The 14,299-nt window shown below is 61.2% G+C and carries 11 protein-coding genes; 4 read left to right on the top strand and 7 right to left on the bottom strand.

Going from position 1 to position 14,299, the window contains the following annotated elements; all coding sequences use genetic code 11:
* Positions 1-71: 71 nt before the first annotated feature.
* The gene (locus ACZZ0G_RS22630) at positions 72-1,094 is read left to right on the top strand and encodes an alpha/beta hydrolase (RefSeq protein WP_463557584.1); all 1,023 of its coding nucleotides are present in this window, start codon (positions 72-74) and stop codon (positions 1,092-1,094) included.
* Positions 1,095-1,202: 108 nt separating this feature from the next.
* Entirely contained in the window at positions 1,203-2,630 is a 1,428-nt protein-coding gene (locus ACZZ0G_RS22625) for a mechanosensitive ion channel domain-containing protein (protein ID WP_463557583.1), read from the top strand.
* Between the two features lie 661 nt (positions 2,631-3,291).
* On the opposite strand, the gene ycaC is transcribed toward ACZZ0G_RS22625, so the two are convergent.
* The 6 genes from ycaC to ACZZ0G_RS22595 all read right to left on the bottom strand — a co-directional run bounded on the left by ycaC (position 3,292) and on the right by ACZZ0G_RS22595 (position 9,101).
* Positions 3,292-3,915 carry an isochorismate family cysteine hydrolase YcaC gene (gene ycaC / locus ACZZ0G_RS22620; RefSeq protein ID WP_007913541.1) on the bottom strand — a complete coding sequence of 208 codons (624 nt, stop codon included), beginning with the start codon at positions 3,913-3,915 and terminating at the stop codon, positions 3,292-3,294.
* 70 nt (positions 3,916-3,985) lie between these two features.
* Positions 3,986-5,824: an amidohydrolase gene (locus tag ACZZ0G_RS22615; protein WP_016987824.1), complete on the bottom strand. Its 1,839-nt coding sequence runs from the start codon at positions 5,822-5,824 to the stop codon at positions 3,986-3,988.
* A gap of 43 nt (positions 5,825-5,867) precedes the next feature.
* Positions 5,868-6,494, bottom strand: a complete 627-nt coding sequence (locus ACZZ0G_RS22610; RefSeq protein WP_463557582.1) for an antibiotic biosynthesis monooxygenase — start codon at positions 6,492-6,494, stop codon at positions 5,868-5,870.
* Positions 6,487-6,900, bottom strand: a complete 414-nt coding sequence (locus ACZZ0G_RS22605) for a DoxX family protein (protein WP_463557581.1) — start codon at positions 6,898-6,900, stop codon at positions 6,487-6,489. Before ACZZ0G_RS22605 ends, ACZZ0G_RS22610 begins: the two co-directional genes overlap by 8 nt.
* A gap of 239 nt (positions 6,901-7,139) precedes the next feature.
* Entirely contained in the window at positions 7,140-8,063 is a 924-nt protein-coding gene (locus tag ACZZ0G_RS22600) for a LysR substrate-binding domain-containing protein (RefSeq protein ID WP_463557580.1), read from the bottom strand.
* Between the two features lie 54 nt (positions 8,064-8,117).
* Positions 8,118-9,101, bottom strand: a complete 984-nt coding sequence (locus ACZZ0G_RS22595; protein WP_463557579.1) for an MBL fold metallo-hydrolase — start codon at positions 9,099-9,101, stop codon at positions 8,118-8,120.
* 248 nt (positions 9,102-9,349) lie between these two features.
* On the opposite strand from ACZZ0G_RS22595, the gene ACZZ0G_RS22590 reads away from it, so the two are divergent.
* The gene (locus ACZZ0G_RS22590; RefSeq protein WP_463557578.1) at positions 9,350-9,781 is read left to right on the top strand and encodes a helix-turn-helix domain-containing protein; all 432 of its coding nucleotides are present in this window, start codon (positions 9,350-9,352) and stop codon (positions 9,779-9,781) included.
* Between the two features lie 125 nt (positions 9,782-9,906).
* Positions 9,907-12,795 carry an ATP-binding protein gene (locus tag ACZZ0G_RS22585; protein WP_463557577.1) on the top strand — a complete coding sequence of 963 codons (2,889 nt, stop codon included), beginning with the start codon at positions 9,907-9,909 and terminating at the stop codon, positions 12,793-12,795.
* Here the strand turns inward: ACZZ0G_RS22585 and ACZZ0G_RS22580 are convergent.
* Positions 12,772-14,229 (bottom strand): ATP-binding protein, encoded by a 1,458-nt coding sequence (locus ACZZ0G_RS22580; RefSeq protein WP_463557576.1) that lies wholly within the window; start codon positions 14,227-14,229, stop codon positions 12,772-12,774. The genes ACZZ0G_RS22585 and ACZZ0G_RS22580 overlap by 24 nt on opposite strands.
* Positions 14,230-14,299 lie beyond the last annotated feature (70 nt).

Raw genomic sequence — 14,299 nt, 5'->3', positions numbered from 1 at the left:
CTGAAGCCCAGCGCCACAGCAGCCCGCAACCCAGGCATAAAAAATCAAAAACATTCAAAAGGATTTCCACCATGAACATCGTCAAGAAAACCCTGACCGCTTCCCTCCTCGCCCTGTCCATCGGCAACGCTTTCGCCGCCGAGACCTCCGGTGTCGAACACAATACCCAGGCCTTCCTCAACGCCCTCGCCGCCGGCGGTGGCAAACCCCTTGAGCAACTGAGCCCGAAAGACGCTCGTGCGGTACTGACCGGCGCGCAAGCTTCGGTGAAAGTGGACCTTTCCGGTGTTGAAGTCAGCGACAAGGCGATCAAGGTCGATGGCCAGACGATCAACCTGAAAGTGGTGCGCCCGGCCAAGGTCAGAGGCGAGTTGCCGGTGTTCATGTTCTTCCACGGTGGCGGCTGGGTGCTCGGTGATTACCCGACGCACCAGCGCTTGATTCGTGACTTGGTGGTGGGTTCCGGCGCCGTCGCGGTGTACGTCGATTACACGCCGTCGCCGGAAGCGCAGTACCCGACCGCGATCAACCAGGCCTACGCCGCGACCAAATGGGTGGCCGAGCACGGCAAAGACATCGGTGTCGACGGCAAGCGCCTGGCGGTGGCCGGCAACAGCGTCGGCGGCAACATGGCGGCAGTTGTGGCGCTGATGGCCAAGGAACAGAAAGCCCCGGCGCTGCGTTTCCAGCTGCTGATGTGGCCGGTGACCAACGCGCAATTCGACGACGGTTCTTACCAGCAATTCGCCGAAGGTCACTTCCTCACCAAAGGCATGATGCAGTGGTTCTGGGACAACTACACCACCAACCCGGCCGAACGTGCACAGATCCATGCCTCGCCGCTCAACGCCAGCGCCGAACAGCTCAAGGGCCTGCCTGCCGCACTGGTGCAGACCGCCGAGTTCGACGTGCTGCGCGACGAAGGCGAAGGTTATGCGCGGCACCTTGATGCAGCCGGCGTGGCAGTGACCTCGGTGCGTTACAACGGGATGATTCATGACTTCGGTCTGCTTAATCCGCTGAGTCAGATTCCTGAGGTGAAGGCGGCGGTGCGTCAAGCGGCGGCCGAGTTGAAGACCCATCTGAACCCTTAAAAGCAAAAGATCGCAGCCTGCAGCAGCTCCTACCTTGGAATGCAATTTTCTGTAGGAGCTGCCGCAGGCTGCGATCTTTTCACTTGCAGACACCACGGAGCCAAGGTCATGACATTTTTCTACACCCACTTGCTGTCCTGGAGCGCCGCCCTGCTGCTGCTCGACGCTGCGCTCTGGCACTTCGCGCCCTACAAGCATCGGGCACCAAAGGTTGGCGTGCGCCTGGCGCTGTTCCTGGCTTTTACCGCGCTGGTGATCAACGCCGGCGTCAGTCCGTTGCAGACGCCACAGTTCGCCGATGATCGCGTGGCGCAATTGGGTGCGACGGCACTGGGCATTCTCTGGTGGCTGTACGCCGCTCGCGTGCTGACCGAAGTCATCGGCCTGGCGTTGATGCGTCGCATCGGCCACAGCGGTCGTTTGCTGCAGGACGTGATCGGCGCACTGGTGTTTCTGGTCGCCACGGTCGCGGCGGCAGGTTACGTGCTGGAGTTGCCGGTGAAAGGCTTGCTGGCAACCTCGGGCGTGGTGGCCATCGTTGTCGGTCTGGCCCTGCAAAGTACCTTGGCCGATGTGTTTTCCGGGATCGTGCTCAACACCACCAAGCCGTATCAGGTGGATGATTTCGTGGTGATCGACGGCGTCGAAGGCAAAGTCTTCGACATCGACTGGCGCGCCACGCACCTGCTGACCAGCGCCGGGACCATGGCGGTGGTGCCGAACTCGGTGGCGGCCAAGGCAAAAATCGTCAACCTCAGCCGCCCGAACAACATGCACGGCGTGTCGATCAGCATTCAGGTGCCAAATCACATTCGCCCGCGTCGGGTACTGGATGCGCTTGATCGCACCTTGCAGGGCAGCAGTTCTCTGTTGTTGAGTCCGGCGCCGAAAGCCGTGTTGAAAGAGGCCGGTGAAACCATGTCGGAGTACGTGGCCAGCGGTTTCATCGCTGAACTGGGCAAGAAAAGCGAGGTGCGTAATCAGTTGTTCGACCTCGCCCACCGGCACCTTGAAGCCGCAGGCATTTCCCGGCATCCCGACGGTGTGATCGAACCCTCGACCCGCGCCCGTGCGTTGCTCGATGAAGTGAAAATCTTCCGTTCGCTGAGCAGCGAAGAACGTGATCGCCTCGCCGAATCGATGGTCGCGCAGCAATACACTGCAGGCCAAGTGGTGCTGGATCTGGATGAGGTGCCGGACAGTCTGTTTGTGATCGCCACGGGCGTGGTCAGCGCGACCGTGCCGGACGGCGACAGCAAAATCGAGGCCGGGCGCATGGGGCCGAGTGAGGTCATGGGTGAACAGAGCATTCTGGCGGATACACCGTCGCAGGCGACGTTCACGGCGATGACGTCGAGCATCATTTATCGGCTCGACAAGAATCTGACCCGCGAGTGCATGGCGCAGCGCACGGAGGTGGGTCGGGCGTTGAATAAGTTGCAGGCGGTGCGTCAGCAGAACAGTCGCCTCGCGTTGATGGCCAAGCCGGTGGCGGTGAGGAAAGGTGGGTTTCTGGGTTGGTTGCAGAAGCGCTGAAGCGGCAAGATCAAGATCAAGATCAAGAGCTTACCCCCTCACCCCAACCCTCTCCCCCAAGGGGGCGAGGGGGAAAGGGAGCCGATCCCCGTGTACTTCAAGACCGGAGTTCGGCTCGGTATTGCAGGTCGGCGCACCTCGAAAGAACCCCTCAATCAGTCCCCTCTCCCCAAGATCTCAGAGGAAAAGGGAGCCGATCTTCAAGCTGTTCAAAACTGAAGTTCGGCTCGGTATTGCACGTCGGCGTACCTCGAAAGAACCCCTCGATCAGTCCCCTCTTTCCAAAATCTCAGAGGAAAAGGGAGCCGATCTTCAAGCTGTTCAAAACTGAAGTTCGGCTCGGTATTGCACGTCGGCGTACCTGGAAAGAACCCCTCGGTCAGTCCCCTCTTCCCAAGATCTCAGAGGAAAAGGAAGCCGATCTTCAAGCTGTTCAAAACTGAAGTTCGGCTCGGTATTGCACGTCGGCGTACCTCGAAAGAACCCCTCGGTCAGTCCCCTCTTTCCAAGATCTCAGAGAAAAAGGGAGCCGATCTTCAAGCTGTTCAAAACTGAAGTTCGGCTCGGTATTGCACGTCGGCGTACCTCGAAAGAACCCCTCGATCAGTTCCCTCTCCCTCCGGGAGAGGGCTAGGGTGAGGGGCTTTTCAGGATCAGCCGATTACTTGGCAGTGAACTTGGTATAGCTGTTGATCAGGTTGCGGTAGTTAGGCAGACGCTCCGACAGCAAATGCGCCAAACCTTCCATGTCGTTGCGCCAGTCACCCTGCAGCTCGCACGCCACCGAGAACCAGTTCAGCAGGTGTGCACCCGCCGCCGACATCCGCGCCCACGCCGCTTGCTGCACGGTAGTGTTGAAGGTGCCCGACGAGTCAGTCACGACAAACACTTCGTAACCTTCAGCGATAGCCGACAGGGTCGGGAATGCCACGCAAACATCCGTCACCACACCAGCGATGATCAGTTGCTTGCGACCGGTAGCTTTGATCGCTTTAACGAAATCTTCGTTGTCCCAGGCATTGATCTGGCCCGGGCGCTGAATGAACGGCGCATCCGGAAACTGCTCGCGCAGCTCAGGCACGATCGGGCCGTTGGGACCTGCGTCGAAACTGGTGGTGAGGATGGTCGGCAGTTTGAAGAACTTGGCGATGTCACCCAGCGCCAGCACGTTGTTCTTGAACTCGTTCGGGGTGAAATCCTGGACCAGCGAGATCAGGCCGGTCTGGTGATCGACCAGCAGTACAACTGCGTCATCTTTGTTCAGACGTGTGTAAGGAACGCTCATGGGAAAACTCCTGATGGACGGATGGATGAAGCGATAAGCGCCGACCGGATGGCCGGCGCTTCAGGGGAAATCAGAAGGCGAAGCAGGAGCAACCGAAAGCGCCCCAGAAACCGGCGAAGTCGCTGACCGGTGCGTTCGACATCCGTGCCTTTTCATGGCTGTGGGTGTGCACCGCGCATGGGCCGCTGCATTGGTGAACCTGCGCCTGCAACGGCGAATTCGGCCGCCAGTGGCCCGGGACTTTCACCACCGGTGACCAGTCCGGTAGCACCGGAATCGAGCGCGGGCCGAGGTCTTCGAAGTCGCCAGCGGCGTAAACGATCTTGCCGCCAACCACGGTCATGACCGATTCGATCCACTTGATCGCTTCTTCTTCGACATGGAAGAAGTCCGCGCTCAGCGCCGCCAGATCCGCCAATTGGCCGACCTTGATCTGGCCCTTCTTGCCCTGCTCCGAGGAGAACCAGGCGCTGCCGTGGGTGAACAGTTCCAGTGCGGTGGTGCGCGGCAGACCTTCTTCGTACAAGGCCAGACCGCCGACGGTGCGACCGCTGACCATCCAGTACAGCGAAGTCCACGGGTTGTAACTGGACACGCGCGTCGCATCGGTGCCGGCGCCGACCGGTACGCCTTCGGCGAGCATGCGTTTGATCGGCGGCGTGGCTTCGGCGGCTTGCTTGCCGTAGCGGTCAACAAAGTATTCGCCCTGGAACGCCATGCGATCCTGAATCGCAATGCCGCCGCCCAATGCCTTCACCCGCTCGATGTTCTGCGGGGTGATGGTTTCGGCGTGGTCGAAGAACCACGGCAGACCGTTGAACGGAATGTCGCGATTGACCTTCTCGAACACGTCGAGCATGCGGCTGATCGATTCGTTGTACGTCGCGTGCAAACGGAACGGCCAGCGCTGTTCAACCAAGTGGCGCACCACCGGCTCCAGCTCTTCCTCCATTGTCTGCGGCAAGTCAGGGCGCGGTTCGAGGAAGTCTTCGAAGTCCGCCGCCGAGAACACCAGCATTTCCCCGGCGCCGTTGTGGCGCAGGAAGTCGTCGCCCTGATGCAATTTCACGCTGCCAGTCCAGTTCTGGAAATCGCTCAGCTCTTCTTTGGGCTTCTGGGTAAACAGGTTGTAGGCGATGCGCACGGTCAACTGGTCATCTTTGGCCAGTTGCTCGATCACCTGATAATCGTCCGGGTAGTTCTGGAAACCGCCGCCGGCATCAATCGCGCTGGTCAGGCCGAGGCGATTGAGTTCACGCATGAACTGGCGGGTCGAGTTGACCTGATATTCCAGCGGCAACTTCGGCCCTTTGGCCAGCGTCGAGTACAGGATCATCGCGTTCGGTCGCGCAACCAGCATGCCGGTCGGGTTGCCGTTGCTGTCGCGGACGATTTCGCCACCCGGCGGGTTCGGCGTGTCGCGGGTGTAACCGGCCACACGTAGCGCGGCGCGGTTGAGCAGCGCGCGGTCATACAGGTGCAGGATGAACACCGGGGTGTCCGGCGCGGCCTGGTTGATTTCTTCCAGAGTCGGCATGCGTTTTTCGGCGAACTGGAATTCGTTCCAGCCACCGACCACGCGCACCCATTGCGGGGTCGGTGTGCGGTCGGCCTGATCCTTGAGCATACGCAGTGCGTCGGCCAGCGACGGCACGCCTTCCCAGCGCAGTTCGAGGTTGTAGTTCAAACCGCCACGGATCAAGTGCAAGTGCGAGTCGTTGAGGCCAGGGATGACGCAGCGGCCGTGCATATCGACCACTTGCGTGTTCGGCCCGCGCAGGGCCATGGCCTGGTTGTCGTTGCCGACGACGACGAAGCGGCCGTCGGTGATGGCCACGGCACTGGCCAGCGGTTTGGTGCGGTCTACGGTATGAAACTGGCCATTGAATAAAATCAGATCGGCGCTCATCGCAGTTCCTCAAGCAAAGTGAAAAGAAGCGAACCCCGCGCGCTCAACGCGGCGAGGTTTCTTGGGAGTCGAGGTGTTCATGGGCCTGGCTGGCTTCGAGCCACGGCGTAAACAAACGGGTGACCGGCGGCATCACCACGTACACCACCGACAGGACGATGGTCAGGGTGATCAGGAACGTGGCGACCACGTAATTGGACAGGAGCGGATGCAACGCCAGCAGCGGCCCCCAGATCAGCGGCACCAGCAAGGTGTGCGGCAGAATCACCAGCAGCGTGACCACGGCTTGCTTCCAGCGCGGCGGTGGCGAAGCGGCGTCGGCCAGTGGGGTAAACCAGAATTCATTGATTGGCGCGACTTCGGTCTGATCGCCATCAGCCAGCATCGGCGCGGCTTCGTCGACCAGCGCCCGGCGCTGCGGCGACTCCAGCCAGCCTTGCATCGCTTCGGTTGAGCTGAAGCGCAACACGCAGGTGTAGAAGTCGAGACGGCCGCGCTTGCCGCGCACCACGTCCACACCCAGATGCCCTTCACGCTGCCCCGCCACGCGGACGATATTGCGCAGCCAGGCTTCGTACGCCGACTCGAAACCGGCCTTGACCCGGTGCTTGATGATCAATGTGACCGTCTCATCGGCCCCCGGTGACTGTGGATTGAGGACTTCAGGCATAACGCAACACTCCGGGCAAACGAACAGAAATCGCCAGCCGTCCCGGCCCGGCGATCAACACAGTGGTAAACAGGATCAGCAGCAACCAGCCGAACTGCCCTTCGGCCACACTCCATTGCGGATGCACGACCAGCAACGCCACCAGCAGCACAAAGAGAATAGGCACGCAGGCCAATCGCGCCAGTAACCCGGCGACGATCAGTAACGGACAGAGGACTTCGGCGAAGATCGCCAGGATCAAGGTGAGGTGGGCGCCGAGGTGGAACGGGTCTTCGATCAGTTGCAGTTGCGCGGTGAAGTCAAGCAGCTTGGGCAAGCCGTGGACCCACAGCAGGAACAATCCGCCGCTGACCCGCAGGAACAGCAAACCGATGTCGCGTGTCTGTTCATCTGTTGAGGCATTCATGACCCGAACCTTGAAATGTCATTGGCTGGAATCATGCCAATGATGGTCGGGAGGAAATTGGACAGATGTGCTCAGTTCTACGGCATTCCAGAATTCTTGGAGCACCGCAGCCCCCTGTGGGATCGAGCCTGCTCGCGAAGGCGTCGGGTCAGTGAAGAATGAGTTGAATGACACAACGCCTTCGCGAGCAAGCTCGCTCCCACAGGGATCAGTGCTGTATTTGAGATTTGCGCAGGGATTCAGCTAGCCGGGATATCCAGCGGCGCCGCCATGAACTGGCTGATCCGCGAACGCAGCCATTTCTCCGCCGGGTCGTTGTCATGCACCCCGCTCCAGGCCATCGACAATTGCGCCGCATCGATCGGAAACGAGGGATCTTCGGCGCGCAACGCACAGCCCTCAACCAGCGCACACGCGGCGTAATCCGGCACGGTGGCGATCATCTCGGTGCCGGCGAGCAAGGCGCGCAGACCGCTGAATTGCGGCACGCCCAACACGACGCGGCGACTGCGTCCGACCTTGGCCAGGTCCATGTCGATGTTGCCGCTCAAGTCGCCGGAGAACGACACCATCGCATGCGGGCGCTCGCAGTATTCATCCAGCGTCAGCGGCCCCGGACGGTCGTCGCCGCGCAGGACTTTGCAGGGAATGTCGCGCAGTTTTTTGCGCTTGGCGTTGGCCGGCAATTCAGTGGTGTAACTGACGCCAACGGAGATTTCCCCAGAGGCCAGCAGCGCCGGCATCAGCAGGTAGTTGGCGCGGCGCACGACCACGACAATCCCCGGCGCCTCTTGCTGAAGCTGACGCAGCAACGGCGGAAACAGGCCGAATTCGGCGTCGTCCGACAGGCCTATGCGGAAAACATCGCAACTGCTCGCCGGCTCGAACTCCTTGGCCCGGCTGACCGCACCGGAAATCACATCCATCGCCGGCTGCAGCTCCTTGAGAATCGCCAGCGCCCGCGCGGTCGGCTCCATGCCGCGACCGTTGCGCAGCAGTAGCGGATCGTCGAACAGATCGCGCAACCGCCCCAGCGCTGCGCTGACGGCTGGTTGCCCCATGAACAGTTTTTCAGCGACGCGGGTCAGGTTCTTTTCGAACATCAGCGCTTCGAAAATCACCAGCAGGTTCATGTCGACGCGACGCAGATCGTTACGGTTCATGGGCGTGTTTTCCTTTTCGGTGTCGGCCGCTTTTGCGGGTGGGCGCTGCGCACTTTACTCGATTAACGGCACCTTGGCCGCGCGCTTGTAAGGACCGTATTCCACGGGCACCCACTGAAAATGTTTGCCCTGCGCGGTGATGTGACCGATCCCTGGGAACGGCAGGTGCGCCGCCGTCACCCACGTCTTGCTGGCCACCGCCGCACTGAAGACTGCCTGACGCGCGTTGATCGCTTGCGCACTGTTGACATCAAAGCCGATGGACACTTCTGGATGCTCAAACTGCACAGCCAGGTTATGCACCAGATCGCCCATGAAGACGATGCTCTGATTCTGCGAGGTGAAACGGTAAGTGGTGCTGCCCGGCGTATGGCCAGCTTCGAGTGTCGCTTCGACTAATCCCGGCAACGGCGACTGGCCAGCGGCGAACGTCTTGAAGCGCCCGGCGGCGACGTAGGCCGCCGTGGAGTCCTGGGCGATCTTGAAAAACTCTCTGGCGCCGGCCGGCGCCTTGGCCTGCGCGGTCGGGTCGAGCCAGTAATCCGCTTCAGCCTTGGCGGCGTACACCGTGGCATTCGTGAACAACGCTTGTTTCTGTGCATCGACCAGACCACAGACATGATCAAGGTGCAGGTGCGTCAGCAAGATCGTATCGACCTGCTCTGGCTGGTAGCCGGCCGCCTGCATATTCGCCAGGAGCTGCCCGGCGGTGGCGCCAATGCATTGCCCGGCGCCGCTGTCGACCAGAATCAGTTGCTTGCCGGTATTGACCAGAAACGCATTGAATGCCGTCTGGACACCCGGGGTTTCAATCGAACGACGTGCCAGCAGCGCACGAATCTGGGCCTGACTCATGCCCTGCAACAGCTTCGGCGACAGGTCGTTGTACCCATCGAACAACGCGGTGACCTCGTAATCTCCCACGGCCAGGCGGAAATAGCCTGGCGCCTGAGTGCCCTGCTGTGGTGCCTGCGCCATGGCACCGGAAATCACCAGCGCGCACGTCAGTGCCGTCGCTACTTTAAAGATGCCTTTCATTTGATTCCCCCTGGACCTGCCGATTGCGGCGCCCCATCGGTTCGCCACGCTTGCAGTCATCGTGCCGCAAACCGCGGGGCGCAGACTTGCAGGGATGTGCTGAGTTCAGGTCAATGCGCTGGAATTAACAACGATTAACTCGTCAGCCTCCCGCCCTCGGCCAACAATGAAACCCTCTGCGCAGCGTTGTTTTTTTGACCTGAGGGGATGCGCCGACCGTGCATTCCCCATCGACACGGACTTTGGCCATGGCTCACTTACAGCACAGCGTCGCCCTCGCCCCTGCCAATCAACCACGCAAGACCGGGATCGGCGGGCTCAGTCCGCAACGTGAACGACAGGTCAAACAGCTGATCCTCGAACGCCTCGGCGAAAGCCTTGAGGTCACCGAACTGGCCCGCGCCTGTTCACTGTCACGCAGCCATTTTTCCCGCGCCTTCAAATGCAGCACCGGGGTGTCGCCGCAGGACTGGATTCGCACCCAGCGTATTGCGCGGGCCAAGCTGTTGATCCAGCACACCGACCTGAGCCTGACGCAAATCAGCCTGGAATGCGGGTTCTGCGATCAGGCGCATTTCTGTCATATGTTCACCCGCAGCGAAGGCATCAATCCGTTTGCCTGGCGCTGCCAGATCATGCGTGAACCCAAAGCTCACCGTGCACAGCCCGCCGTGTTTTGATTGCGGCCCCCGTTGCACTGACGCTCAAACCTGAGGATTATGCCGGGACACCCCGGAATAGAAGGCCTGCGCGCGCGCTCGGCGCTACTCCGCTCTGTCCGTTGCCGCACCGCAGGAGTGAGCTGTTGAGTCTTTCCCCGAATCAGGCCCTCGGCTTTGGCCCCTATCGGATTCATCCCGGACAACGGCGGGTGCTCGAAGGCGAGCAGCCGTTGCGTCTCGGTCGACGGGCGATGGACATCCTCCTGATTTTGCTTGCCCATGCCGGCGAAGTGGTGAGCAAGCAACAATTGATGGCCGGGGTCTGGCCGGACAGCGTGGTCGAAGACATCAACTTGCGGGTGCACATGGCGGCATTGCGCAAGGCACTCGGTGACGGTCAGGCCGGCCAGCGTTACATCATCACCGTGGCGCAACGGGGTTACAGTTTCGTCGCCCCGGTATTAATGGAATCCATGGAGGAGCGACCTGTGGGCGATGCTGGCGGTCGGCACAATTTGCCCTTGCGGCGCACGCGTATGATCGGCCGCCAGCCGCTCGTCGATAGCTTGATGACGCAGTTGCCGCGCCGACGCTGCATCACCCTGGTCGGCCCCGGCGGGATCGGCAAAACCACGGTGGCCTTGCGCGTGGCCGAGCAGTTGATCGGACAGTACCGCGACGGCATTCGACTGGTGGACCTGGCACCGCTCAACGATCCGCGGTTGATTTACTCGCACCTGGCCGCCCTGCTCGATCTGGCGTTGCTCGAGGGTGATCCACTGGCGGCGCTGGTCAATGGTCTGCAACAACGACAAATGCTGTTGCTGCTCGACAACTGCGAACACCTGATCGATGCCGTCGCGGCGCTCAGCGAGAGCATTCTGCGTGGAGCGCCGAAGGTGCATATCCTCGCCACCAGTCGCGAGAGCCTGCGCGCCGAAGGCGAATTCGTGCAGCGTCTGGATTCCCTCGAATACCCGTCGATGCCCGCAATATTGAATCGTCAGCAGGCGCTGGATTATTCGGCGCTGCAACTGTTCATCGAACGGGCCACTGCCGCGCAGGAAAGTTTCGAGCTGAGCGACGCGCAGTTGCCGCAAGCGATCGAGATCTGCCACCGACTCGACGGCATTCCACTGGCGTTGGAGCTGGCGGCAGCGCAGGTCGCAGAACTGGGCCTGGATGGCCTGCTGAGTCAATTGCAAGGCCGCTTGCCGCCACTGGCGACTGGCAATCAAAGCAGTCTGGAGCGCCACCTCACCCTGCGCGCCACACTGGATTGGAGCTTCAATCTGCTCGACCGTTGCGAGCAAACCTGCCTGCGCCGTTTGGGCGTGTTTTGCGGTGGTTTTACTTTAGAGTCAGCGGCGGCGGTGATCGTCGGCCAACAGATCGACCCCGGAGTGGTGTTTGTTTCGATCACCCAACTGGTGGCCAAATCCCTGCTCAGCGTCGAGGTCGGTGATGAAGAGGTGTTTTATCGCCTGCTCGACACGACCCGCCGTTATGCACTGGAAAAACTCGAGCACGCCGCCGAATGCGAAGAAACCCGCGAGCGCCATGCCGAGCGTTGTCTGGCGTTGATGCAGCAGGCGCAGAGCGATTGGGAAAATACACCGACGGCGTTGTGGATCGAACGCTATGCGCGAGGGCTGGAAGATTTGCGCGCGGCGCTGGACTGGAGCCTTAACGGTGTCGGCCCGGGCGGCTTGGGGATTCGCCTGACAGCAGCGTCGGCGCCCTTGTGGCAAGAGTTGTCACTACTCAAGGAGTACGGTGGCTATGTGCGCCGGGCGCTGAGGCTGTTCGACGAACTCGGCGAACCCTGCCCGCGTCTGAAAATCGCTCTGAAGCTGGCTCTGGGCAGTGCCTGCTATCACACCTGGGGCGGCACTCCGGAAACCATCCAGGCGTTTGCCGATGCGCGCCAGTTGGCCCACGAGCACGATGACGTCGCCGGGCAATTGCGTGCGGTGTCCGGGCACATGGCGGTCAACCTCAGTTGCGGGCACTACCGCATGGCGCTGGCCCAGAGCGAACAGTTCGACCGCCTCGGCCTGCACGGTGACCCGTTGTTGTCACTGAGCACCCACCGTCTGCGAGTGCTGGCCCTGCACTATGCCGGCGACCAGCCGCAGGCGCGCATTCATGCCGAACAGGTGCTGCAGCGTATGGCGCACAGCGGTCACGTCAACCGCTTCACTCACGGTTTTGGCGTGCAGTACGACCAGAGTGTCGCTTCGCTGACGGTGCTGGCGCGGGTGCTATGGCTGCAGGGATTGCCGGAGCAAGCGTGGCATACAGCGCGGCTGGCTCTGGATATTGCCGTGCAGATCGACCACGGCACTTCGATTTGCTACACCCTGGCATTGGCCAGCTGCCTGATCGCGCATTACAACGGCGATCAGCAGAACGCCCGGGCACTGTTGCAGCAGTTGCTGGAGCAATCGCAGAAGCATTCGGTGTTGCTGTTCAACACGTGGGCGCGGCACTACGCGCAGGTGATCGACGCACAAGCCGAGGCGTCAGTGCCGAAGGACAGCAGCGGGTTGATTCGGGAAATCATGGTGACGCTGGATGACCGCTTTGTGGATGACGCCCTGTTTGAGCGAGCGCTGAGTGGTGATGCGGGGTGGAGCACGGCGGAGATTTTGCGGGCTCGGGCGGATGCGTTATTGAGTGAAGATCCGGGTTGTCTGGGCGGGCCTCTTCGCGAGCAAGCTCGCTCCCACATGGGTTCTGAGTACAGGATGAATCCTTGTGGGAGCGAGCCTGCTCGCGAAGAGGCCCTCAAGGAAGCCGAAGCACTCCTGCAACAATCCCTGACCATCGCCCGCACCCAAGGCGCGCTCGCCTGGGAACTGCGCAGTGCCACGTCACTCGCGCAACTCTGGCAGCGCCAGTCACGCTGTCGCGAGGCGCTGGACTTGCTCTGTCCGGTCTACCAACGTTTCACCGAGGGCTACGCGACCCCGGACTTGCGCAAGGTGCGCTTGTTGATCAACGAACTACACGAGCACGTGCACGCCTGAGGCTTGGCGAATCCGGTTGATGTAACGCGTGTGCCGGCGTTCAAGATCAACCCCTTCACCGCTGCGTTCGAGTTGCTCGCGGGCATAGCATCGGGTGGTATTGAGCATGCGGTAGCGGCCGGCACTGGCGCCCCGCTCTACCGTCAACAATGACTTTTGCACCAGGCCTTCGATGAGCGCAGCAAGCCGCGGCGATGCCAGTTGCGGGCAACTGATCACCGCTAGCGCAGCGTCCAGCGTAAACGCCATTTTGAACACCGATAAACGTTGCAGCACACGTTGCTCCTGCTCACTCAAGCGCTGATAGCTCCAGTGCAGGGCCGCCTGCATCGATTGGTGGCGGGGCACAGCGGTGCGCCGGCCATGGCTGAGCACTTGCAGACCGTTGGCTATTTGCGCCTGCAAGCCGAGTAGCGCCAGCGCATCGATCTGCGCCGCCGCCAATTCGATCGCCAAGGGCAAACCGTCGAGTTGGCGACAGATTTCAAGGACCGCTTTGACATCCTGCTCGCGCAAGCGGAAATCATGCTGTCGAGCCCGGGCGCGGCTGACGAACAACTGCACCGCAGAATGACCCATGGCTTCAGTGATGCAATCTGCCGTCGAGCGTTTCGGGATGGCCAGGGGTGGCACGTACTGATGCGTTTCCAGACTGACGTGTAAGGCTTCACGGCTGGTGGCGAGAATCGACAGTCGAGGCGCGGCTTCGAGCAACGTTTCAATCGCAGCTCTGCAATCGTCGCGGCGGTGGTCACAGTTATCCAGCAGCAGCAAGGCATGGCGAGTCGAGAGCCCGGTCAAATCGCAATCCAGGGTGCGCAGCACATGATCGAGGAGCGACGTGTCGCCGTCGATCAAGCTCAGATCGACCTGCCACACGCCGTCTCGGTAGTACTGCAACAGCAGCTCTGCGACCCGCAATGCGACAGTGGATTTACCTACCCCGGCAGCGCCCGTGACGGTCATCAGTCGACACAGTGGCATTTTCCGCACCAGCCCGCCGACCAGCGCATCGCGTCCGGCAACCGGGGTCAGTCGCGCAGGCAAATTATGCAGGGGCGTTTGCAGACCCTCGAAGACCACTTGCGTGACGCTGTCGCAGCGTACCGGGGCAATAAAGCTGTAACCGCATTGCGGCACGTTAACGATGTAGCGCTGACCGTTTTCGCCGTCACCCAAGGCGCGCCTGAGCGCGGCGATGTGCACGCGCAGATTGATCTCCTCGACCACCGACGTCGGCCACACCAAAGCGATCAACTGTTCCTTCCTGACCACTCGACCGGCACGCTCGACCAGCACCTGCAGAATGTCCAGCGCACGACCGCCCATGCGCAGCGGCCGATCTCCATCGAGTATCAGCCGCTGGCGCAGGTGGAAGGCGTAAGGGCCGAAATGCAGCACCGACGCCGTGTTCAAATCGTTGAGGCTATCCATGCCAGCTATCTTGGCAGCCTCAGATGACGCGACAACCGCTACACGGGGCGCAGCACGGACATACGAGTGC

Source organism: Pseudomonas sp. AC169, from assembly GCF_979258515.1.
This window is presented reverse-complemented; position numbering and strand designations above follow the sequence as displayed.